Annotated in this window: 18 protein-coding genes; all 18 read right to left on the reverse strand. The window is 30.1% G+C overall.

From position 1 onward, the window contains the following. Positions 1-141 precede the first annotated feature (141 nt). A complete protein-coding gene (locus H8S10_RS11495) occupies positions 142-1,548 on the reverse strand; it encodes a radical SAM protein (protein ID WP_186838962.1) in 1,407 nt (468 codons plus the stop codon). Between the two features lie 15 nt (positions 1,549-1,563). After that, entirely contained in the window at positions 1,564-2,145 is a 582-nt protein-coding gene (locus tag H8S10_RS11500; protein WP_186838963.1) for a manganese efflux pump, read from the reverse strand. Positions 2,146-2,282: 137 nt separating this feature from the next. Further along, positions 2,283-2,885, reverse strand: a complete 603-nt coding sequence (locus H8S10_RS11505) for a TetR/AcrR family transcriptional regulator C-terminal domain-containing protein (RefSeq protein ID WP_186838964.1) — start codon at positions 2,883-2,885, stop codon at positions 2,283-2,285. A 375-nt stretch (positions 2,886-3,260) separates the two neighbouring features. Then, on the reverse strand, positions 3,261-4,931 hold the full coding sequence (locus H8S10_RS11510; RefSeq protein ID WP_186838965.1) for an FAD-binding protein: 1,671 nt from the start codon (positions 4,929-4,931) through the stop codon (positions 3,261-3,263). A gap of 284 nt (positions 4,932-5,215) precedes the next feature. Next, positions 5,216-6,922 (reverse strand): FAD-binding protein, encoded by a 1,707-nt coding sequence (locus tag H8S10_RS11515; protein ID WP_207731875.1) that lies wholly within the window; start codon positions 6,920-6,922, stop codon positions 5,216-5,218. A 180-nt stretch (positions 6,923-7,102) separates the two neighbouring features. Next, positions 7,103-7,753, reverse strand: a complete 651-nt coding sequence (locus H8S10_RS11520; protein ID WP_186838966.1) for a response regulator transcription factor — start codon at positions 7,751-7,753, stop codon at positions 7,103-7,105. Continuing rightward, on the reverse strand, positions 7,743-9,143 hold the full coding sequence (locus H8S10_RS11525; RefSeq protein ID WP_186838967.1) for an ATP-binding protein: 1,401 nt from the start codon (positions 9,141-9,143) through the stop codon (positions 7,743-7,745). Before H8S10_RS11525 ends, H8S10_RS11520 begins: the two co-directional genes overlap by 11 nt. Before the next feature lie 42 nt (positions 9,144-9,185). After that, on the reverse strand, positions 9,186-9,971 hold the full coding sequence (locus tag H8S10_RS11530) for an HAD-IIB family hydrolase (protein ID WP_186838968.1): 786 nt from the start codon (positions 9,969-9,971) through the stop codon (positions 9,186-9,188). Between the two features lie 300 nt (positions 9,972-10,271). Continuing rightward, positions 10,272-11,642 carry a 23S rRNA (uracil(1939)-C(5))-methyltransferase RlmD gene (rlmD, locus tag H8S10_RS11535; RefSeq protein WP_186838969.1) on the reverse strand — a complete coding sequence of 457 codons (1,371 nt, stop codon included), beginning with the start codon at positions 11,640-11,642 and terminating at the stop codon, positions 10,272-10,274. Between the two features lie 515 nt (positions 11,643-12,157). Further along, positions 12,158-12,808, reverse strand: a complete 651-nt coding sequence (locus H8S10_RS11540; protein ID WP_186838970.1) for a hypothetical protein — start codon at positions 12,806-12,808, stop codon at positions 12,158-12,160. Then, positions 12,801-13,361, reverse strand: a complete 561-nt coding sequence (locus tag H8S10_RS11545; RefSeq protein ID WP_186838971.1) for a sigma-70 family RNA polymerase sigma factor — start codon at positions 13,359-13,361, stop codon at positions 12,801-12,803. Before H8S10_RS11545 ends, H8S10_RS11540 begins: the two co-directional genes overlap by 8 nt. A 114-nt stretch (positions 13,362-13,475) precedes the next feature. After that, on the reverse strand, positions 13,476-14,888 hold the full coding sequence (gene pyk, locus H8S10_RS11550) for a pyruvate kinase (RefSeq protein ID WP_186838972.1): 1,413 nt from the start codon (positions 14,886-14,888) through the stop codon (positions 13,476-13,478). A gap of 50 nt (positions 14,889-14,938) precedes the next feature. Next, a complete protein-coding gene (pfkA, locus tag H8S10_RS11555; RefSeq protein ID WP_055267675.1) occupies positions 14,939-15,898 on the reverse strand; it encodes a 6-phosphofructokinase in 960 nt (319 codons plus the stop codon). Positions 15,899-16,289: 391 nt separating this feature from the next. Then, complete coding sequence (locus H8S10_RS11560) at positions 16,290-19,844, reverse strand: DNA polymerase III subunit alpha (RefSeq protein WP_186838973.1); 3,555 nt, start codon at positions 19,842-19,844, stop codon at positions 16,290-16,292. A gap of 148 nt (positions 19,845-19,992) precedes the next feature. Next, on the reverse strand, positions 19,993-20,943 hold the full coding sequence (gene whiA / locus H8S10_RS11565) for a DNA-binding protein WhiA (RefSeq protein WP_055267609.1): 951 nt from the start codon (positions 20,941-20,943) through the stop codon (positions 19,993-19,995). Positions 20,944-21,204: 261 nt separating this feature from the next. Next, positions 21,205-22,542, reverse strand: coding sequence for a YvcK family protein (locus H8S10_RS11570; protein ID WP_172675774.1), 1,338 nt, complete (start codon positions 22,540-22,542; stop codon positions 21,205-21,207). Beyond that, a complete protein-coding gene (gene rapZ / locus H8S10_RS11575; RefSeq protein WP_055267612.1) occupies positions 22,539-23,423 on the reverse strand; it encodes an RNase adapter RapZ in 885 nt (294 codons plus the stop codon). Before rapZ ends, H8S10_RS11570 begins: the two co-directional genes overlap by 4 nt. A 299-nt stretch (positions 23,424-23,722) precedes the next feature. Further along, the gene (murB, locus tag H8S10_RS11580; protein ID WP_186838974.1) at positions 23,723-24,640 is read right to left on the reverse strand and encodes a UDP-N-acetylmuramate dehydrogenase; all 918 of its coding nucleotides are present in this window, start codon (positions 24,638-24,640) and stop codon (positions 23,723-23,725) included. Positions 24,641-24,660: the final 20 nt, after the last annotated feature.

Consider the following 24,660-nt stretch of genomic DNA (forward strand, 5'->3'; position numbering starts at 1 on the left):
AATGCAAATCCTATTTGTTGCATAGGAATCACATTTTTTGTGAAGTTTTTCATATTATTACTATGCGCAAAAAAGGAAGTTCAAATTCGAACTTCCTTTTCTTTATCGGCAAATATCAAATTTTTTTTGATACAGCCCCCTCTATTTCTTTACTAAATCATTTTCTTCTATTTCTTTTTCTTGTACTTTCAGATTCTTATTTTTATTTTCTACATTTTCCTTCCATAGTGGTTCTGCTCTCTTAGCCCAAGTTAATCCATAATTTATAGTTTTCTTACATAAATCATCTACATCTTCTGGATCTATAAACTCTGTTGATTTAGCTCCTGAATTTTTAACCATCTCTGCAATTTTAGGTGCATTATCTAATATCGGACAAGGTCTAAACTGATTATTATTGAATGGTTGATTTTTTTGATATTCTCTAAACAAAGGTTGTCCTAGAGCTTCAAGTAAAGATACCTCTTTTATATTAGCATTTGAATAATGACAGAATACACAAGGTTCTACATCTCCATTAGCATTTATATGGCAGTATCTTCTTCCCCCTGCAACACATCCACCAACATATTCTGCATCATGCCAGAAATCCATATTAAATATAGGTTTTGTATTACGCCATGCTCTTATAGTTCTATACAGTTTTTCTCTTTGGTCTGGGGTTGCCATCAATGAAGTATCTGTCTTACATCCTATTGGCATAAATGTAAAATACCAAGAGAAATAAGCCCCCTTATCTATCATTAAATCTATAAATTCTTCTGATAATACGCTATCACAGTTTGCAGTTGTAAAACATGTTGAAAAACCAAAAGGTATTCTATTAGATTTCATTAAATCCATAGCTCTCATAATGTCTTTCCATGAACCTTCACCTCTTCTACCATCTGTGGCATCATCAAAGCCCTCAACACTTATTGTTGGCACTAAATTTCCAACTTCTATTAAATCTTCACAGAATTTTTGGTCTATTAATGTACCATTTGTAAAAAACATAAATACACAATCATTATGTTTTTTTGCTAATTTTAATATGTCATTCTTTCTGACTAATGGTTCTCCACCAGTCATTATATAAAAATATATTCCTAACTCTTTACCGTCTGTAAATAGTTTATCTAATTCATCATAACTCAAATTTAATGATTTATTATAATCAGCAGCCCAACATCCTATACACTTCTTATTACAAGCTGTAGTAGGGTCTACTAATATTGTAAACGGAGTTTCATACCCATACTTTTCTTTACTTTGTGCAACTACTGACCATCCCTTAATTGATGCATTTAATAAAAAGTTTGTAAATACAGTTTCAACTATATGAGGGTCTACATTATTAACTAAATTACACATAAGTCTTGTCCAATTGTTATCTGGGTCTTTTAAGTATTCATCTACCATATCATATTGAATTGTATATAAATTCTCAGTATCGAATTTCCTAAGCCATGATACAACCTTTGGTAAATTTTTTTCAGGGTCTTTTCTTAAATATCCTAGAACTTGCTTTATAGCTAATTGTTGAATTTTAAATTTTGGACTTATCATAAATACACCTCTCCTTTAAATAATTTGAAAATAATTTAAAATAACTTTTATACCAATACTTAATAAAATAATACCACCACAAATATCAATTTGTTTCTTATATTTATTACCGACGCAGTATCCTACCCACAGTCCGTAAGCAACCAACATCGTAGTTATTATAAATTGAATAATTATAGTACTTATAAATCTAGTTTGCAATAATCCTAATCCAATTCCTAAAATAAGTGCATCTAAACTTGTTGCTAATGCTAAAGTTACACTACCTTTATACCCAAAAAACTCTTCCCTTCGTTCATCTATATTCGTATTTACGAATGCATTTTTAAAAAACTTAAAAGCTAAGAAAAATAAAATTATTGCTGAAAACCACTGATTCATCGATATTATTTTTTGATTTTCTATATTTAACATCGGGAATATAGCAATAAGCATTCCTATAATTAACATCAAAGTCTGAACTACACCAAATATAATCCCAACTATAATAGCATTTGATTTTTTTAAGTTTCCTTGATTAGATCCCCTACATATAGCTACCGTAACTGAATCAAGGGCTAATCCAATGGCTACAACAATAACTTCCCATAAATTCATCTCATCTAATCACTCCTTTCTATTTCATTATAGATAGTCATATATTTTTTCTATACATATGATGTTTCTAAAATGTATTTAAAAATAAACAAAAGGACGGCTTTGTAGCCGTCCATATACAAAAATACTAAATTGTATTATCTCTCCATGGTTAATTCATCTTTATTAATACATTGAATCCTCTCATGTATGATATCATCTAATGAATTAGTAACTAATATCTCATATTTTTTTGTTAAAGCCTTTGCCGATACCTTTATTCCATCTTCAATCCATCTCTTTATTATAAAGGTTAATCCTCTTGAATAATATTCAGCAATATCATCTATAGTAAACTGTTCTTCATGATTTATTGTGTTATTACCATATTGATCAAATAATTCTTTAAACATTTTTGTTAGATTACTACTTATTATTTCCTCAAAAGAATTTTGACCAGTCACTTTTATTGCTTTAAGGTAAAATTCCTTATTATTTTCTATCCTAGAAAACATATAATGAATAGCTTCATATGGCATTTTATTATTTATAAGCATTTCACTACCTTTAAATATGTCGTTATAACATATTTGATCTAAAACCTCATATTTATCAGCAAAATGATTATAAAATGTTGGTCTAATAAGACCTGCCTCGTCAGTAATCATTTTAATAGTTATTTTATCAAAATTATTTTTCAATATTAACTTTTTAAAACTTTCCAACAATGCTTCATGAACATCTTCTCGTTTGCTATTCATACCTCACCTACACCTATATAAAATCTAATTCTTCTATAATTAAAGTCTAATAATTAAATGTTACTTGTTTATATTAAACCATATTTTGTAATTAACAATCAACATTTCAATAAATTTAACCATATCAAATACTAGTTTAGTGATTACTTAGTATTAATATAATTTTTATTAGTTTAAAATTAATTTTATACTTATAATGCTGTAATTCCATTATCAACTATAGTTAAACCAACTATATCATTACTATTATCTAATAACTTTAAGAACATCCTAATAAATATAATAAATCTAAAATTATAAAAATAGAGTGTTGAAATTTCATATTTAATAAAATTTCAACACTCTTAAATTAAAGTTTAAACTCTATTTATATAATTATTTTAAGATATATTTAGCAGCTTCTTCACCAGATATTCTTCCGAATACTACAGCAGCACAGTAAGCAGCACTTGAGTTAGCAACTTCACCAGCAGCATATAAACCTTCAATAACTTCATCATTGTTGTTTAATACTTCTGCCTTTTCGTTAGCAGCAACTCCACCTTTAGTCATGTGAACACCAGCTTCGAACTTAACACCATAGTATGGTCCTTTGTCTATCTTATCAGATAAAGCTTTTTCTCTGAATGGATCAGCTATTTCACCATCAACAGCTTTGTTAGCAGTTTCAACAGTCTTAACTAAGTTTTCGGCATTTATTCCTAACTTTTCAGCTAATTCTTCTAAAGTATCAGCTTGTACATGATATCCTAAAGCATTGTGCTTTTGTAATCTGTATGAATTTTCATATAAATCTTGATCGTAAATGTAGAATGCTCCACCTTCTTGATCTAATACAGCGTTACCTAAAGTTAATCCACCCTTAGTTTCGTCTATGAATCTTTCACCGTTCTTGTTAACATATATAGTAGATCCACCACCAGTTAAGTCTCTTCTACCACTTATGATGTTAGGGAATATTCTTATGTTGTCCATTTTTTCTAACTTAATATCATTTTCTATGAATACTGGAATGAAATCACCAGTAGTACCCATTTGGTTAGAAGTTTCTAATCTTTCTGTTCCTGGAGCGTATTCAGCTAATAATTCTTTATTGTTAGAGAATCCACCTGTTGCCATTATTACAGCATCAGCTTTTATGTCATAGTATCCTTCTTTACATTCAACCTTAACACCAGTAGCTTTTCCGTCTTCTATTATTAAATCAAGACCCTTAGTACCTGTTCTAACATCTATTCCTAATTCATTAACCTTTTCTTCCATCTTAGCTTGGATGTGTTCCCCAGCATAAGCATCAGCTTCAGCCATGTGGCTTCTTCCTGAATAGTTGTAGTTTAAGTTAATTCCCATTTCTTTTAACCATGGTTCAAGTTCATAAGAACCTTGTGCTTGAGCCATTAATCTTTCATCTGTATCCCAAGCTCCACCATCTTTTAAATCAGCTACTAAAGCTTCTGGAGTATCTTCTATACCGTTAGCTTTTTGAGCTTCTGTGTTTATTAAGTCATAGAAGTTCATATCGAACTTACCGTTACCACTTAATATATCTAATTTTTCTATAACTATTACATCTTCAACACCATTTTGTTTAGCTTCTATAGCAGCAGATAAACCAGCAGGTCCTCCCCCTACAACAACTAATTGTGTCTTAACTTCTTCTAAATCTTTCTTTTCAACTTCTGGACCTTGAGTATCGAATGATATTTTGTATTCTCCCATTCCAGCTTCTTTCATAGCTTCAGCTACTGCAGCTTTAACACCAAATGATGTGAATGTTGCACCTGATACGCTATCTACTACTGGGCTTTGAGCTTCGATTATTCTTTCTGTTAATAATGGTAACGCTCTGTCAAATACAACTGAAGTTTCATGGTTAGATACAACATTAATACCTGTTATCTTTCCGTCTTCAGTAGATAATTCAACCTTAATTTCTCCGCCATAACCGTGTCCAGTTCCTTGGCTTGTCTTAGCTCCTTGGCTAGTTGTTGAACAACCAGCTAATAATAAAGAAGCCATTGTTACTAAGCAAATAATTTTTTTCATAGTTCCCCCTAAAAAATACCTTTTCTCTTTTATTATGTTAAATTGTTCACAAACGAGAACATTTTACAGAATTATATTACCATAAGTTTAGACAAAGTCAACAAACTTTCCACATTAACTATAGCTTTAATACATCCATTTTTCATGTTTAATTATACTTTTTTTAATAAACCAATAATACTTTTAGTTATTATTTTAACAAATCATTATATTTTTTATATATTTTTTATTATAATATCAAAAAAGAGTATGAAAAACATTCATACTCTTTTACGCTAAAATTATTATTTGTTTAAAATATGTTTTGCAGCTTCTTGTCCAGAAATTCTTCCGAATATTACTGATGCTGAGTAAGCTCCTGATGTATCAACAACTTCACCTGCAGCATATAAACCATCTACAACATTTCCATCATTGTTTATAACTTGTGCTTTTTCATCAGCTACAACTCCACCCTTAGTCATGTGAATAGCTGTTTCAACTTGAACTCCATAGTATGGACCTTCAGCTCCAAATGTTTCTGTGAATGCTTCTTTTCTAAATGGATCAGCAGCTTCACCAGTTACTCCTTTGTTGTAACCTTCAACAGATGCTTTTAAGTTTTCAGCATTAACACCTAATTTTTCAGCTAACTCTTCTAAAGTATCAGCTTTTACGTGGTATCCTAAGTCATTATGTTTCTTTAATCTGTAAGCTGAATCATATAATCTTTGATCATAAATGTAGAATGCTTTTCCACCTTCTTGATCTAAGATAGCATTACCTACCGCCATTGAAGCAGAGCTTTCGTCAACGAATCTTTCACCATTCTTGTTAACTAGTAAGAATCCATCTCCAGCACCAGTTAAATCTCTTCTACCACTGATTATAGTTTTGAATACACTTAGTTTATCCATGTGATCCATCTTTATATCATGATCTTGGAATACAGAAACGAAATCTCCTGTAGCACCCATTTGGTTAGATGTTGCAAGTCTTTCTGCTCCTGGAGCATACTCAGCTAATAATTCTTTATTATGAGAGAATCCACCAGTTGCAACTATAACAGCATCTGCCTTTATATCATAAGTTCCTTCTTTAGATTCAACCTTAATACCAGTAGCTTTTCCATCTTCCATTATTAAGTCAAGACCTTTAGTTCCTGTTCTAACGTCTACACCTAACTCTTGAACTTTCTTTTCTAAGTTATCTTGAATATGTTCTCCAGCATAAGCATCAGCTTCTGCCATATGACTTCTTCCTGAATAGTTGAAGTTTAATTGTATTCCCATGTTTCTTAACCAACCATCTACAACAGAAGCTCCTTCAGCTTGTGCTTGTAAACGCTCTGCAGAATCCCAAACTGAATCCTTTTTGTCTTCAATAAACTTTTCAACTGAATCTTCAATACCGTTTGCTTTTTGAGCTTCAGTATTTATTATATCAAAGAAGTTCATGTCGAATTTACCATTACCACTTAATATATCTAATTTCTCAACTAATATTACGTCTTCAACTCCGTTGTCTTTAGCTTCTATTGCTGCTGAAAGCCCTGCAGGACCTCCCCCTACGATAACTAATTGAGTTTTAACTTCTTCTAACTCTTTCTTTTCAACCTCTGGACCTTTAGTATCCATAGATATTTTTTCAACTTCTATTCCAGCTTCTCCTAAAGCATTAGCAACAGCACTCTTAACAGCAAATGATGTAAAAGATGCTCCTGATACGCTATCCACTACTGGAGTTTGAGCTTCTACTATTCTATCAACTATTATTGGTAGAGCTCTATTACTTACTGGTGCAGTTTCATGATGTTCTACTACTTCAATTCCTTTTATAGTTTCACCTTCAACTTCAACTGCTACTTTGACTTCTCCACCATAACCATGTCCTATTCCTTCATAAGTAGCTAATCCTGACCCTGCATTTGTAGTTGTACCGTTTTCAGTCTTCGCACAACCAGCTAAAACAACAGAACTCATAATTAATAAACAAATAAGTTTCTTTTTCATAATTATCCCCCTAAAATTACGTTCTAAACAATTAAATTTTCTTTCATTTCAGAACTAGATATTGTTAATTATTATACAAACAAATCCGTAAAATAATATTTTCTTATCTATCTATAATGTTACATTGTTCAAAACTTTTTTTATAGTTGTCAAAAGTCCTTACTATAAAAAAAAAGTCCCTTAAATTAGGGACTTTTGCCTTATCCAGTACATAGCAGCCTCTGTTCTATTATCTACATTAATCTTCTTTAAAATAGTACTAACATAGTTCCTAACTGTCTTTTCTGCCACATATAATTCAATTGATATCTCTTTATTTGTCTTACCTTCACTTATTAATTCTAATATATTTCGTTCTTGTTTCGTTAATAAAATATCATCGTTATCAGTATTTTTGTCCTTGTTTTTAACTATATCTATAAATTTATTTAAAACATTTTGATCTAATATTTTATTACCATTTACAACATCTCTTATAGATGAAATAATTTTTTTACTATCTATATTTTTTAGTAAATATCCATCAGCACCTACTTTAATAACTTCTACTATTAACGAATCCTCGCCATATGCAGTAAGTACAATAACCTTCGATTCTGGTGAAAGCTTTTTAATGTTCCTACACCCTACTATTCCATCTCCATCAGGTAGCTTCATATCTAATAAAACAACATCTGGTTTTATCTCTTCAATAATCCTGTACCCACCTTCTAAAGTGCCACTTTCTCCGCATACTATCATATCTTCATTTTTTTGAATTAGAGTCCTAATTCCTAATCTTACGATATCATGATCATCTATTAATAAAACCTTTATTAAATCATTCGTCATCTTTTATATCCTCCCATGGGACTATTAAACAAACTGTTGCTCCATTTCTTTTACCATCAATACTTAATACCCCATTAATTGATGTAGCCCTTTCATTCATGGATAGTATGCCACAATGTCCTTCTTTTCTTATGTTATTATTATTTAATCCAATTCCATCATCTTTAACTATCACAACTAATTCTTCTAATGTAGATTGTATCTTTACACAAATTCTACTTCCTCTTGAATGCTTAATTGAGTTACAAATCGCTTCTTGAATAATATAATATATCTGCTCTAAGGTATTAGATGATAGATTTCCTATAGTAGCTTCAGAAACTTTATAGTTAAGCTTTATTTCTATATCACTAATATTACTCATTTTTTCAATGAGCCCAGCTATCTTAATTTTAAAATCATTAATTTCAAGCTTTTCTAATGATGATTTACTAATAAATCCTCTTATTTCACCTATTACATTATTGAGAGTTGACTTAACATATATTAAACTTTCTTTTTCAGTTCCATCTTTATCTTCTATAATGCTTTCTAAAGCTAATCCACTTGCAAATAAATCCTGAATAACTCTGTCATGCAATTCATATCCAACTTTTCGTCTTTCTTGCCATATTAACTTTTGCTTAGTTAGTTTCTCAATTTTATATTCTGCTTCCCATATAAAAATATCTATTACATTTATAAATAATAAAGCTATTACTACAGCTACAATAGTTCTTGAAAGTTCAAGTCTAAATCCATATCTACAATAAAAAGTTTCAGTATTTATTATTCTAACTGGATATAAATCAACATTCGAAACCATCAATCCTGCTAATATACTATATAGTCCAAAAAATATTGATAGAATTTTAAACTTAATTACTACCTTTCTAGCCTTTATCTTACTCATTATTTTACCATTTCTATAAAGTCCTATACATACAGTTATCCCTGCTGGTAACCCTATAAAGTATCTACCTATAACTCTAAATACATAAATATACTCTACAGAACTCTGATATTTAAATTTATAAAATAAAAAATATAATATAATCCAAATTCCTATAACTATAAATGGTATTAATCTATAGTAACTTATTTTATTATACTTTTTCTTAAAAAGCCTTGTACCAAATATCCATAGTAAAGTAAATGCTATTGCATTTAGTAAGTTCGTAAAAAATAGCATATACATAACCAAACTATTATTTCTATCAATCATAATAAATATTAATAACCATTCTCCTAGTCCATGAATTACTCCAAAAGCTCCTAATATTTTAATTGAGTTTAATAAAGGAATATCTGTATCTTTAAGAGCTCTTTGTTGAAGTGCTGAAATCCCTAAAGAAAAGAATGATAGCCCATATATAAAAAACAATATACTATAAATGTCCCTACTAAACATCAAGTCCTCCTAAGCTGCTCATTAGAAAAGAAAAACCATGATTTAACGTGGTTGAGTATCTAAAATAATAGATATACATTCTTCTAAATTATTAATTACATGCTTTGTTTCTTTTTGTACATCTACTGGTGAATAAGTAAATGTAAATGAATTTTCTATAGTTTTAAACATCGGTAAATCATTCCAAGAATCACCTATGCAATTCATATTATCCTTATCAATTTTATAATAATCCATTATCATTTTTAAAGCATTGCCTTTTGAGCAACCTTTAGGCGCAAAATCTAAATTATTAACATTCTGATAAACGTCAATTATATCATTATATTTTTCAATTATATCATTATATTTTTCAATTATATCATTATAAACCTTTGTAGTTTCATCTATATCTTTAAAATGAAATGCTAATCCTTCTATCTCATCTTCATTAATCTCATCCATTGATGAAATTTCAATAATTTTTATAGGCCAATTATTTTTTCTATTAATAGCATAAAATTGATTATCTATAATAAATGTAACTTCAACTGAACTATCTACTTCATCAACAACTTTCTTTGCTACCTCAGTTTTTATTACATTCTTTTGAATTATATTTTTATCTTTATCTAAAATAATTGCCCCACTATTTACTATATAAAAATCATAATTCACTCTATCTCTTGTAGGCTCTATTATTCCATTTAAATGCCTTCCAGTACATATTCCAAATAAATTCCCTTCATCTTGGAACTTCCTTATAGCCTTTAAATCCCTAATTCTCATATCATCCTTTTCACTATGAAAAAACAGTGTTCCATCAAAGTCACTTGCCAATAACTTCATAATATTCATCCCCCTTATTGTTAATACCTTGTACTTATATACTATCATTTACTAAATAGATTTCGCTAGAATAATTTTTTCTTACCAATTTTATTTTTCATAGCATTAACAATTTATCCTATAAATTATTTCTTAATTAAAAAAGCTACTTTCTCAGCAGTAGATTGTAACAAATCATTCATTACATTCGTTCTTTAACAAGTAAAGCTACGTTCTCAGCAGTAGGATTCAGCAAATCACTCACTTTGTTCGCTCTTTGGCATCCCTTGCATGGAACGTGCTAATTACTTCTCTTCGTCGTTATCTCTCCTTGACAAGTAAAGCTACGTTCTCAATATGAGCTGTATGTGGGAACATATCTACTGGTTGAACCTCTAATGTCTTATAGCCATTTTCATCTAGTATAGCTAAATCTCTAGCTAAAGTGCTTGGATCACAGCTTACATATACTATTCTCTTAGCATCTATATTGCTTATAGCATCTAATAGTTTTTTATCGCAGCCTTTTCTTGGTGGGTCTACAACTACCACATCAGCTTTTACACCTTTATTTATTAAGTCAGGAATAACTACTTCTGATTCACCTACAAAGAATTCAACATTATCTACATTGTTTTCTTTAGCATTTATCCATGCATTATCTATAGCTTGAGGTATTATCTCTACCCCGTAAACCTTCTTTGCATTTTTTGATAAAAATAACGTTATAGTTCCAGTTCCACAATATGCATCAAATACAGTTTCATCCCCAGTAAGTTCAGCAAATTCTAAGGCCTTTGAATATAAGACTTCTGTTTGCATAGGATTAACTTGGAAAAATGATAATGGAGATATATTAAATCTAAAATCTCCTATGTAATCTGATATTGTATCTTCTCCCCAAAGAGTTTTTGACTCAAGTCCTAATATAACATTAGTAGGCTTAGAATTTATATTTTGAATTATACTTTTAATTCCTGGTATATTTTTACTAATCATTGATACAAACTCATCTTTATATGGTAACTTATCTCCATTTGTAACTATAACAACCATAACTTCATTAGTCGTAAAGCCACGTCTTATCATAATATGTCTAAGTATTCCGCTCTCATCATATTGCCCATCTACATTATATGGTTTTATATTATGTTTAATTATCCATTCTCTAGTTAATTCAACTACTTTATCTGCTATATCATCTTGAATAAGACAATTCTGCATATCTATTATTTCATGACTTCTCTCCGCAAAGAATCCTATCTTTATTTCTCCATTAACTAAACCTATAGGTAATTGCACCTTATTTCTATATCTCCAAGGCTCATTCATTCCTAATGGATACATTACTAATTCTGGGTTTAACTTTCCTATTTTATCTATACAATCTTTAACTCTCTCATGTTTAAAATCTAACTGAGACTTATATGTACTATGCTGAAGCTTACATCCTCCACATCTCTTATATACATCACATTTTGGAACACATCTCTCAATAGAAGCTTCTAATACTTCTAACAGCTTACCATATGCATAATTCTTCTTAGCTTTAATTATCTTTACCTTTACTTTTTCACCAACTAAAGCCCCTTGAATAAACACGGGAAAAGTTCCATCAATTTTAGCGACACCTTCTCCTTCATATCCTTGAGATACTATATCTAAAATATATTCCTTATTCTTTTCGATCATATATATTTCTCCTTTGAAATAAATTGTGTACTAAGTACACAGTCCAAAAATCAACTTCGTCGAGTACAATAGTGCCTACTGCACCCCAAGATATTTACTTTGTAAATGTCCAAAAGCGTTTTTAATTCATTACTATTGAATATTATAAATCTCTTGGCCGTCACAAAGTTATCTCTTGGACTTTGACGTAGTCAAACTTTTCACCTGCGAGTCTTAGCTCGCATTTTTATTCTATCATATACTAATATCCTTCTCTACTGAATTTACACTATTCTAAATTTTGCATAAAAAAAATACACCCTACGGTGTATCTTTCGGAATCAGTTGCCACACTGTTACCACTTTAATCTCTCGCGAAATTTCAATGATATTAACATTATAGCCTAAAATTACACTTTAAATTGTTAACATTCTGTTAACTTTTTATATTTTTAGTATTTTTGACATATAATCCTTCATTTTTAAATAACAACAACTTAATTTATGAAATATTTCATTCATTTTTTTGTTTTTATTTAGTATCCATATAAACTTAGTCCTTTAGTAAGTAGATTATATAAAAGAATTGCTAATATAATTAATCCTCCAATCAAAAGTAACTTACCTTGCTTTTCAACTACTGTTTTTTCTGTACAAACAAATTCATTATTACTTATTTCAAAATCAATATTATTTTCCTCAAGTTTTTTTATTATATTATCCTTACACTCTATAGTATTTTCAATAATTTTTTCTTTTAATTCTAAGGTATTTAAAGTTAAATATATCCACTCTTTATCGTTATATATAACTACCTTATTCTCTACTTCATAATGTCTCAAGTATTTGAAGTATTGTGCGGTTTCTAATAATAAAAGTCTTTTATTGGTTTTTATTAAAATCATTGCTGAACTCCAATCAAATATAGGATGCGCTATTGCACTTCCCGTACCAGCAACTATAATTCTAGTTGTATCAGCTTTATAATCACGTCCTATTATTTTTTCCTCTATATATTCATCTGATTCTAAAGATTTTCTTACTTCATCTAATGCCTTATTTAATAGCTCTTTATAAATTATATTAGCCTTTTTATTTTTTATTTTAGTTTCTATATTTTTATCAACTTCAACATTTTCAATATCTTTCATTTCTTCATCTGATACATATTCAACTTTATTATTCATATAAACTCTCCTTTACATATTCATTATTTATCAATTCTCTTACCCTCTTTTTAAGCCTACTTATCCGTTTATACATTACATTTTCACTTACTTTATATTCATTACATAATTCAACTGTGGAATTATTTAGTATATATTTCTTAACAAATAACCTTTTCTCTTCATCATTAAGCTTACTTAAAGCTTCATTTATAACATTTATCTTATTATTATTAAAAAACTTTTCTTCTGAACTTTCCTCATTTCCATAACTCTCACTTATATCATCATAAGAATAATGTTTTTTTAACTTTCTTTTATAATCTAATGCTTTATTTTTTGCTATAGTTGCAACCCAAGTTTTAAAAGATGCTTTATATTCAAAACTACTACATTTATCTAAAATTATCATTATGACATCATCATAACATTCTTCTATATATTCTTTTTCATATGGTTCATTCAAAACATAAGTTATTACTTTTAATATCAATGTTGAATAATCATCTATAAATGTTTCTAGTGCCTCTTTCTCTCTATCAATAAGTCGTTGTATTAACCTTTTTACCGTCATTAATTCTTTCCCCCTTTGCCTTTCATCTATATAGACGCATCCTTTTTCTAATTCTGACATAAAAGCATAAAAAAAAGAAGTACAGAAATTTCTGTACTTCTTCTCTTATATGAATTATTCTATTACACTTACTTTTAATAGGTTAGTTGATCCAACTTGACCCATACCAGCAGCTATAACAATTGTATCACCTTTTTTAGCGAATCCATTTTCTACTGCTAATTCTGTAGCTCTTTCTATTCTTTCATCCATAACCTTTTTGTGCTCAGCAACTATTGGGTATACTCCAAAGTTGAACGCTAAGCTCTTAGCAACTTTTTCTGTTTCAGTTACAGCAACTATAGCACAGTCTGGTCTGCATTGAGAAATTCTTCTTGCAGTAGCTCCACTCTTAGTTGAGCAAACTATTGAAGCAGCTTGTAATTCATTAGCAGCGTTGCAAGCAGCTCTTGAGATAACTCCTGATATAGCAGGAATGTGCTTCTTAGCTTTTGAAACAGCTGTTTCATAGCTTAATTGTCTTTCAGTTTCAACAGCTATCTTAGCCATAGTTTGAACTGATTCTACTGGCCAATCTCCGTTAGCTGATTCTCCTGATAACATTATAGCATCTGTACCATCTAAAATTGCGTTAGCAACGTCAGAAACTTCTGCTCTTGTTGGTCTTGGATTTCTCATCATTGAGTCTAACATTTGAGTTGCAGTAACAACTATTTTTCCAGCATGATTACATTTTTCGATCATCATCTTTTGAACTGCTGGTAATTTTTCGAATGGTATTTCAACTCCTAGGTCTCCTCTAGCAACCATTATACCGTCTGAAACTTCGATAATTGAATCTATGTTGTCAACACCTTCTTGGTTTTCTATCTTAGAGATTATTAGGATGTGTTCTCCACCATTTTCGTTTAATATCTTTCTAATAGTTTCAACGTCTGATGCTTTTCTTATGAATGATGCAGCAACAGCGTTAACTCCCATTTCACAACCGAATTTTAAGTCAGCTATATCTTTTTCAGTTAAAGCTGGTAACTTAATTGATACTCCTGGAACGTTAACTCCTTTGTGAGTAGCAACAAATCCTGTATTTTGAACAACACAGTGGATTTGATTTCCATCTATTGATTCAACTGTTAATCCAACTAAACCGTCATCTATTAATATAGTATCTCCTGGTTTAACATCATTAGCTAATCCAGCATAAGTTACTGAACATTCTTGAGTGTTACCTATAACATCTCCACCTGCGTGTACAGTGAATTTATCTCCTGCTTTTAATTCAACCTTCTTAGGCTCGAATTTACCAGTTCTGATTTCTGGTCCTTTAGTATCTAACATAACAGCAATTTGCTTATTGTGCTTCTTAGCTAATTCTTTAACTAAGTTAATTCTATCTGCATGCTCTGCGTGATCACCATGTGAAAAGTTGTGTCTTGAAACGTTCATTCCTGCTTCAATTATTTGTGATAATACTTCTGGTTTTTCACTAGTTGGACCTATAGTACATATTATTTTAGTTTTTCTCATGTAAATAACACTCCTTCTTGATTTAGTTTTATATCTATTAACAAAGCTTGTTACTTCGATATTTCCTCTGAAATAGAGAATAATTTATCATCAAATTTTCTACCTAAAGCTAAAGCTTCATCTATATCTTGGTCAAAAATTTGGTTTTCCTTAATTCCGATAACTCTTGAAGTTTTTCCTTCTAATAATACCTCAACAGCTTTTGATCCCATTCTTGAAGCTAACACTCTATCAAATGCAGATGGTGATCCACCTCTTTGAATGTGACCTAATATAGTTGCTCTTGTTTCAATTCCTGTTTGTGCTTCAACATATTTAGCTAAGTCATAAGCCCCGCCAATACCTTCTGCTAATAAAACTAGGTTATGAATTTTTCCAACTTCTTTACCTTGTTTTATTACGTTACATAATTCGTCTTTATCGAATCCTTTTTCTGGAGTTATTGTGTATTCAGCTCCACAAGCAACACCTGCATAAAGAGCTAAATCTCCGCAGTTTCTTCCCATAACTTCTACGATAGAAACTCTTTCGTGAGAACTTGAAGTATCTCTTATCTTATCTACACCTTCTATAACAGTATTTAAAGCTGTATCAAATCCTATTGTGTAATCTGTATAGCTTAAATCATTGTCAATAGTTCCTGGTAGCCCTATAGTCTTAACACCTAGTTTAGATAGTAATTTAGCTCCCATGAAAGAACCATCTCCACCTATAACAACTAAAGCGTCAACACCATTTTTTGCTAATAATTCAGCAGCTTCTTTTCTTACTTCTTCTTGTTTAAATTCTAAACATCTAGCAGTTCTTAATATTGTACCACCTCTATGGATTATGTCTGATACTGATGATCTATCCATTTCAAATAATTCACCATTAATTAATCCTGCATATCCTCTTTGAACTCCAACTACTTCTAGGCCATGATGTAGTGCAGTTCTAACAACAGCTCTTATTGCTGCGTTCATTCCAGGTGCATCTCCACCACTAGTTAAAACAGCTATCTTTTTGATACTCATAAAATATTCCTCCTCGTCACCATGGTGGTCTGTGCATGTCCCACCTAGTTTGAAATATTCCTCTATATTATTATTTTATTATTAACTTTTTATTACCTTTTTTATTTTACTTGCAAATATAAACTAATGCAACTAAAATAACCATCTTGTTTGTAGTTTTTTATTGATAAAATCTTGATTTCACTGTCTATTATACCCTAATGTTGACGAAAATATATACCTTTTTAATATGTATACTCTTATATATGCTCATTATTTAGCTATTTATTTCCATAAATGGAATTTTGTAAACTTTATCATTTTATATGTGTTACACTATTTATGTATTTTATTATTTTTTTGAGGATTTTTATAAAAAATAAAATAAGAGGTTATTATTAACCTCTTATTCTACTATTTTTATATTTTCTTCACCGTATAATTTATATAATTGGTCTAATAAATCATTATTTACTCTTACCCACATTTCTCTAGGCATCCTATAGTTTTTTCTATCATCTGCTGTAAAGATATATAAGGCAGAATCACCCTTATGTTCAGATGTTATTCCTATTAGACTTGGTTTCGTTTCTTTTGCCTTTTTAAGATTATCAACTCTTATAAATACTTTTGTTGAATTTACCTTTTCTAAAGGTTCTATAGTTTCACATATAAGTTTAACAGGTTCATCTTCCTTCATGCTTACTCTACCTTTAATTATAACCATACTATCTGGAGTAATTAAATTTCTTACCTTATCTAAAGTCTTAGGAAACACTATTACTTCTATGCTCCCGCTTAAATCTTCAAGCTTTAAAAACGCCATAATCGAATTACTTCTAGTTACTTTTTGATTCACTTCAGCGATAATCCCACCAAGTATTACCTTATCTTCATCATGAATAGAGTACTCCTCACCATCAACACCTTCTAAATGAGCTTGTTGACATTTATAAATATCATCTATACTTATTGAAGTGTACATTTTTAAGCTTTGAACATATTCATCTAATGGATGCCCTGTCAGATACATACCTGTCATTTCTTTTTCCATAGCTAATAAGTTATTTTTTGAGAATTCATTTATATTTGGGTATTTTACTTCTGGTTCATTTATATTTTCCTCAACTAATCCAAATAAGCTTATTTGTCCATCTATATTTCTCTTTTTCTCATTAGATACACTATCCATTACCTTTTCATATACAGCTAAAAGCTTTGATCTAAATATCTTAAACTCATCAAAGGCCCCAGCCTTTATTAAACTCTCAACAGCTCTCTTATTAATAGCCGATAAATCTATCTTATTTATAAAATCTACTAAAGATTCAAATCTACCTTTAGCACTTCTTGAAGCTACTATACTTTCAACTACATTAAATCCAACATTTTTTATTGCAGCTAATCCAAATCTTATAGTATCACCTTTAACAGTAAATTTTGAATAACTTTCGTTTATTGCAGGAGGAAGTACCTGTATCCCCTGACTTTCTGCAAAATTTATATAATGAGCTACTTTTTCAGCAGTTCCCATAACTGAATTTAACATTGCTGCTATCATTTCAACAGGATAATAATGCATTAGGTATGCAGTTTGATATCCAACAACTGCATATGCTGCTGCATGTGATTTGTTAAAAGCATATGAAGCAAAGTCCATCATTGAGTCAAATATTTTATTTGCAGCCTCTTCTGAAATTCCATTTCTTAAACATCCAGGAACTTCAACATTTCCATTGTCGTCAACTATACCATATATGAAGTTCTTTCTTTCTTGTTCCATAACACTATGCTTCTTCTTTGACATGGCTCTTCTAACCATGTCACTTCTACCAAGAGAGTAACCACCTAAATCTCTTACTATCTGCATTACTTGCTCTTGATACACCATTACTCCATACGTAACATCTAAAATACTTTCCAGCTCTGGTGTCTCATAGTGTACACTATCCTTGTTTCTCTTTCCTTCTATATATCTTGGTATTTCGGCCATTGGACCTGGTCTATATAGCGATATCCCCGCTATGATATCTTCTAAACAGTCTGGCTTCAATTCCTTCATGAAAGATGTCATTCCTGGTGACTCTAGCTGAAACACACCAGCGGTCTTACCTTCCCCAATCATTTTATAAACTTCTTTATCTTCAAAATCTATTTTATCTAAATCTATGTCTATATCTCTATTTTCCTTAATCATCTTAACTGCGTCATTCATAACAGTTAAAGTTCTAAGACCAAGGAAGTCCATCTTTAATAATCCAAGCTCCTCAAGAGTTGTCATATCAAATTGAGTTACTATAGACTCATCATTTTTTTGTAAAGGTACATATTCTACTAATGGTCTTGACGCTATAACAACACCAGCTGCATGAGTAGATGAGTGTCTTGGTAATCCTTCTAAAGTTTTACTAACATCTATTAGATTCCTTACTCTTTCTTCTGTATCATATATCTTCTTTAACTCTGGATTTAAATCAAGAGCCTTCTCAATTGTAATTCCAAGCATTGTAGGAATCATCTTAGCAACTCTATCAACTTCTGAATATGAGTAATTCATTGCTCTTCCTACGTCTCTAATACAAAGCCTTGCAGCCATTGTACCAAATGTAATTATTTGAGATACATTTTTCTCTCCATACTTTTCAACAGTATAATCAATTACTTCCTGTCTTCTTTCGTAACAAAAGTCTGAATCAATATCGGGCATACTAACTCTTTCTGGATTTAAAAATCTTTCAAAAAGTAAGCTATATTTTATCGGATTTATTTTTGTTATTCCTAAAGTATAAGCAACTATTGATCCTGCTGCTGATCCTCTTCCTGGACCTGTTGGAATTCCATTATCATTTGCATACTTTATAAAATCCCAAACTATCAAGAAGTAATCAACATATCCCATTTGATTTATTACTCCAAGCTCATAATTAAGTCTTTCAACATAACTTAAAGCCTCTTCATTAGAGTTACTAAACTCTCTTATCTCATCAAGATTTACTTCTTTCCCTCTAAACTCTTTAAATACATCATATCTATCTATAAGTCCGGCAAAACAAACCTCTTCTAAATAATCAAAATGTGTTTTATATTCTTCTGGTACAGGGAAATTTGGAAGCTTTGATACATGGAACTCATAATCAAAATTACATTGTTCTGCAATTTTAACAGTATTCTCTAATGCTTCTTTCGAATATGAAAATAAATCATACATTTCCTCTTGTGATTTTAAATAGAATTGGTCTGATGGATACCTTCTTCTATTAACATCATCAACGGTTTTTCCTGTTTGAATACACATCAATATGTCATGTGCTTTAGAATCGTCTTTATTTATATAGTGAACGTCATTTGTTGCTACTAAAGGTATTCCTGTCTCTTTAGATAACTTAATATTAGTATCGATAACCTTCCTTTGTTCTTGCATTCCATGGTCTTGTATCTCTAAATAAAAATCACCATGGAATATATCTTTATAAAGTAAAGCTACCTCTTTTGCTTTTTCATAGTTATCTTTTAAAATCCAGCTTTGTACTTCTCCTCCAAGACATGCACTTAATGCTATAAGCCCTTCACTATGCTGTCTTAAAAAGTCATGGTCAATTCTCGGTTTATAATAAAAACCATCTATTGAAGCTGTAGATACTATATTCATAAGATTTTGATACCCAACTTCATTCTTAACTAATAAAACTAAATGATGCGTACTATTATCTTTATCATTTATCTTTATGTCCTTAGACTTTGCAGCTACATAAACCTCACATCCTAATATAGGCTTTATGCCTTGTGCCTTTGCTTCTTTGTAAAAGGCAACACATCCATACATAACTCCATGGTCAGTAAGTGCTATACTTTCCATCCCAAGCTCTTTAGCTCTTGAGATAATCTTCTTTATCTTAGCAGAACTATCAAGCAAACTATACTCACTATGAAGATGTAAATGACAAAACTTCTTTTCACTCAAGGTATCACCTCACTTTTCCAATGCCATAAGGCGCTTTTCACTTTTAATTATGAAACTACTTCATAGTTTTACTAAATAAAAATAAATTGCTAAATTTAAATCAATTTGAATTCACTCATCAATTCTTAATTATTCATTCTTAACTATATTAGTAGTTTCCTGACCTTACTTCTTCTGCTATTTTTTCTATTTTTCGTAATCTATGGTTAATTCCTGATTTTCCTACTGGTGGATTTAGCATTTCACCTAACTCTTTTAAAGACTCATCAGGATAACTTAATCTTAATTCCGCTACTTCTCTTAAGTTTTTAGGTAATCTTTGAAGTCCTATTGTACTTTGAATTAATTTTATACTTTCTACCTGTCTTACTGCTGCATTAACAGTTTTACTTAAATTAGCAGTCTCACAGTTAACTAGTCTATTTACGTTATTTCTCATTTCCTTCATTATTCTTATATTTTCAAGTTCTAATAATGAAGTATGTGCTCCAACTATGTTTAGAAGGTCAACTATTTGTTCTCCTTCTTTTATATATATAATATGGCTGTTCTTTCTTTGAATAACTTTTGAACTTAAACCAAAAGAGTTTATTAGTTTACATAACTGAATAGCATATTCTTCACTATGAGTAACAAACTCTAAGTGATATGTTTTCTCTGGGTTACTAATGCTCCCCCCTCCAATAAATGCTCCTCTTATATACGCTCTCTTAAGTTCTTCTGTTTTAACCATCTCTGGCTCGATAGTATAATCTATAGTCAACACATCATCAACTTCTTTAAATATTCCTGTTTCTTTCAGTAATTCTCTTACGCCCATATCTTCTTCTATAAGAACCATATAAATATTGTTCTTTTTTAAAGAATTACTTTTTTTAACTAGAAGTTTTGAGTGTATATCAAAATAATCTTTTAATATCGTAAATATATGTCTCGCTGATGCTGGATTTTCTGTAGTTATTTTAAAGCTAAGTCCTTTTCCACTAAAACCAATAGTTCCACTTACCTTCATTATTGCTGATATCTCAGCTAAAGCCTCTTCTTTAGATATCTCTATATACCTACATATTTCTCCTTTAACTTTTGATGAAAATGACATACTTCTATTTCTCCTAACTATGTTTAAATATATTTTTTATTATATCATAAACTGACCCAACTGTGTCATAGAAAAACAATAACTATTAAAGGATAAATATAACTTTATTAAGAAAATGTACTTTTACTTTTAAAATAACAGGACTTAAAATAAAAACATGTCATTCAAATAGCTATAACTACTATTTAAATGACATATTTATATATCTACTTCTAATTCTTCATTAAATATTTTTATCTAACAAATAACTATTATACTATATTACTCTCTAGTATTTCTTTTTTCTCTCATTTTTTGAAGCGAATAAACATATTCCAGTATTTTTTCTTTATCCCATTTTAATTCTTTTTCTATCACAGTTTTCATTATTATATCAGCTAAATATTCTGAATCATGTTTAACATATCCTTTAGTTATCTTAACTAAGTTTTCTTCAACTATTTCTACACCTAAGCCTTTAATATTATCTCTATCCAATTCAACTAACTTTGAACCTTCTTTCAAATATCTTTCTTTAATATCATCCGGAATAGTACCATTATTAGCAATTACATAATCAACACATTTCTTGCCACCATAATTTATTAATGTTTTTAAATGATCAGCTGCTGTAAAGTCATCTGTTTCTCCTGGTTGAGTCATTATATTTGATATATATATTTTTATTGCATCACTTTCACATATTGTATCAGCTATATCAGTTACTAGCAGATTAGGAATTATACTTGTATAAAGACTTCCTGGGCCCATTATAATAGCGTCAGCTTCCTCTATTGCTTTAAGCGCGTCAACTAAAGGTTTAGCATTTTCAGGATTTATCATAAGCTTTTTTATTTTAGACTTTCTTGCTATAGCCTCATCTGGTATTCTTGACTCTCCATCAATTTCATCACCATTTTCTAATATAGCTACAAGCTTCATATCATCAAGAGTTACTGGTAATACTTTACCTGTAACAGCAAGTACTGAACTCATTCTTTGTACAGCCTCTTCGAAATTATCACTTATCCCAGCCATTGCAGCTAAAAATAAGTTACCAAAGCTTTGCCCTTCAAGACTACCTTCTTTAAATCTGTATTGCAATAATTTCTCCATAATTGGTTCAGTATCTGCTAATGCTAATATACAGTTACGAATATCTCCTGGTGGAAGCATCCCAAAATCTTCTCTTATCTTTCCAGAACCTCCACCATCATCTCCAACAGTTACTATAGCAGTTATATTATTAGTATAGTTTTTAAGCCCTCTAAGCATAGTCGAAAGACCTGTTCCCCCTCCAACTACCACTATCTTAGGACCACTTACAGAAAGTCTTTCATCATCTATTAAGTCTTCTACATTTTTATCATTAATAGTTATATTTATCTTATCGCTATTGATTAATCTTAATATAGATTTTAATCCTTCAGATATAGATATAACTATAACCACTACTCCCAATAACCCCAAAAATATACATACCATTTTTCTAGTTAAATCATATTCTTTATGAATAAATACTTCTCCTACTCCTAATGCAAGTAGTATAGTTCCGACGAAACCAAGTAATACCCATCTTTTTATTCTAGCTCCTGGTTTCATCAAGTAATCAAGTATCATAATTTTTTATCTCCCTTATGAACATCCTCTTTAATATCTCTATGCTCAACATACACATTATAGTTACTAGCATGTAACTTTTCATATATAGCATTTGCTATAGCTACAGATCTATGTCTTCCCCCTGTACATCCTATCGATACTATAAGCTGACGTTTTCCCTCTTTATTATAATTTGGTATTAAGAACTGTAACATATCTACAGCTTTTTCTAAGAATACCTTAGTTTCTTCCTGTTGTAATACATAATCTTTAACTGGTTCATCATTACCTGAATGAGGTTTTAATTCTGGAATGTAGAATGGATTAGGTATAAATCTTACATCAAATACTAAATCTGAATCTACAGGAATTCCATACTTAAATCCAAAACTTAATACAGTTATTGATAATTGCTTTTGTGGTGCTTCCACATCACCAAAATTCTTAAGCATTTCCTCTCTCAAATCTTTTATTGCGTATTTTGACGTATCTATTATTATATCTGCTTTCTCTTTTACTTCTCTTAATTTTTCTCTTTCTAGCTCTATTCCAGTTATTACTCTTCCTCCTGGAGATAATGGATGACTTCTTCTTTTTTCTTTAAATCTCTTAACAAGAACTTCATCAGAAGTATCTAAAAATAATATTTCATATTTAAATTGTTCCTTAGATAACTCCTTTAAGCTATCAAATAAGTCATCAAAGAATATACCACCACGTATATCTATTACTAAAGCTACTTTATCAATCTTTCCATCACTTTGCTTACATACTTCAGCAAACTTTGTTATTAACGTTGGCGGAAGATTATCCACACAAAAATATCCCATATCCTCTAAACTATTAGTTGCTTCTGATTTCCCTGCCCCTGATAATCCAGTTACTATAATAAATCTCATCTTTTACCTCCACTTTATATAATTAAAAGTTACTAGTTAAGAATATAAAATCACTTCTTATCTTAAAACTTATTTATTAAAATTTAACTCTCATTAATCCCATCTCAGCTTTTCTTAACTATAATTACCTTACCAATTAAATTATATCACAATATATCCTATAAACAATTTTATATATTAACATCAAAGGCTTTACACAAAAACTTTAGTAATTATTTCTATATATCTGATACTAAATTATAAAATAAAAGGCTTATCTTATTAAACAATTATAAGACGAGCCTTTTCTTATATAAAAATTATAAATCTTCACCAATTATTCTTACTTCTGTATGAAGCTCTACTCCAAACTGTTTCTTAACTTCATCTTGTATATGATGTATTAAATCAAGTATATCTTTAGCAGATGCTCCACCCTTATTTATAACAAATCCTGAATGTTTTTCCGATATAGCTGCTCCACCTATACTATACCCCTTTAATCCAGCATCCTGTATTAGCTTCCCTGCAAAATATCCTTCAGGACGCTTAAATGTACTTCCTGCTGATGGATACTCTAAAGGTTGCTTTGATTCTCTCTTATTAGTTAAATCTGCAACTAAATCCTTAATAGACTTTACTGTACCTTTTTCTAGTTTGAAAACTGCAGATAAAACTACATACCCTTTTTTCATAACTATCGATGATCTATAACCTAAATCTAATTCTTCATTATTTAAAGTAATTATCTCACCATTTTCATTTATAACATCTGCACTTTCTATTACTTGTGACATTTCTCCATTATAAGCACCTGCATTCATAAATACAGCTCCACCTACAGTTCCTGGGATACCACATGCAAATTCAAACCCTGTTAATGAATTTTCAACAGCCTTATCTGAAACCTGCTTTAGCATTGCTCCACACTCTGCTTCAATTCTTTCTCCATCTACAGTTATATTATTAACCTTAGTTAATGACATAACTACACCTCTAAATCCACCATCTTTAACTAATAAATTTGACCCATTTCCTATAACATAAAAAGGTATATTATTTTCCTTACAAATATTAACCGTTCTTATTATTTGCTCCTTATTTCTAGGAGTAACTAATATATCTGCAGGACCTCCTACCTTAAAATTTACATATTGGCTTAATTTTTCATTTATCTTAACATCTTCATCACTATAAAAACTAGTAAATAAATCCACGTAATTATTATACTTATTCATTATTGGCTCCTTATTTTTCG

It is taken from the genome of Clostridium sp. NSJ-49 (assembly GCF_014287725.1).
Taxonomy (GTDB): Bacteria; Bacillota; Clostridia; order Clostridiales; family Clostridiaceae; genus Clostridium; species Clostridium disporicum_B.

Coding starts and splice junctions, on each gene's coding strand:
- H8S10_RS11495 (WP_186838962.1), bottom strand. CDS start 1,548: ATGATAAGTCCAAAATTTAAAATTCAACAATTAGCTATAAAGCAAGTT.
- H8S10_RS11500 (WP_186838963.1), bottom strand. CDS start 2,145: ATGAATTTATGGGAAGTTATTGTTGTAGCCATTGGATTAGCCCTTGAT.
- H8S10_RS11505 (WP_186838964.1), bottom strand. CDS start 2,885: ATGAATAGCAAACGAGAAGATGTTCATGAAGCATTGTTGGAAAGTTTT.
- H8S10_RS11510 (WP_186838965.1), bottom strand. CDS start 4,931: ATGAAAAAAATTATTTGCTTAGTAACAATGGCTTCTTTATTATTAGCT.
- H8S10_RS11515 (WP_207731875.1), bottom strand. CDS start 6,922: ATGAAAAAGAAACTTATTTGTTTATTAATTATGAGTTCTGTTGTTTTA.
- H8S10_RS11520 (WP_186838966.1), bottom strand. CDS start 7,753: ATGACGAATGATTTAATAAAGGTTTTATTAATAGATGATCATGATATC.
- H8S10_RS11525 (WP_186838967.1), bottom strand. CDS start 9,143: ATGTTTAGTAGGGACATTTATAGTATATTGTTTTTTATATATGGGCTA.
- H8S10_RS11530 (WP_186838968.1), bottom strand. CDS start 9,971: ATGAAGTTATTGGCAAGTGACTTTGATGGAACACTGTTTTTTCATAGT.
- rlmD (WP_186838969.1), bottom strand. CDS start 11,642: ATGATCGAAAAGAATAAGGAATATATTTTAGATATAGTATCTCAAGGA.
- H8S10_RS11540 (WP_186838970.1), bottom strand. CDS start 12,808: ATGAATAATAAAGTTGAATATGTATCAGATGAAGAAATGAAAGATATT.
- H8S10_RS11545 (WP_186838971.1), bottom strand. CDS start 13,361: ATGACGGTAAAAAGGTTAATACAACGACTTATTGATAGAGAGAAAGAG.
- pyk (WP_186838972.1), bottom strand. CDS start 14,888: ATGAGAAAAACTAAAATAATATGTACTATAGGTCCAACTAGTGAAAAA.
- whiA (WP_055267609.1), bottom strand. CDS start 20,943: ATGTCATTTTCATCAAAAGTTAAAGGAGAAATATGTAGGTATATAGAG.
- H8S10_RS11570 (WP_172675774.1), bottom strand. CDS start 22,542: ATGATACTTGATTACTTGATGAAACCAGGAGCTAGAATAAAAAGATGG.
- rapZ (WP_055267612.1), bottom strand. CDS start 23,423: ATGAGATTTATTATAGTAACTGGATTATCAGGGGCAGGGAAATCAGAA.
- murB (WP_186838974.1), bottom strand. CDS start 24,640: ATGAATAAGTATAATAATTACGTGGATTTATTTACTAGTTTTTATAGT.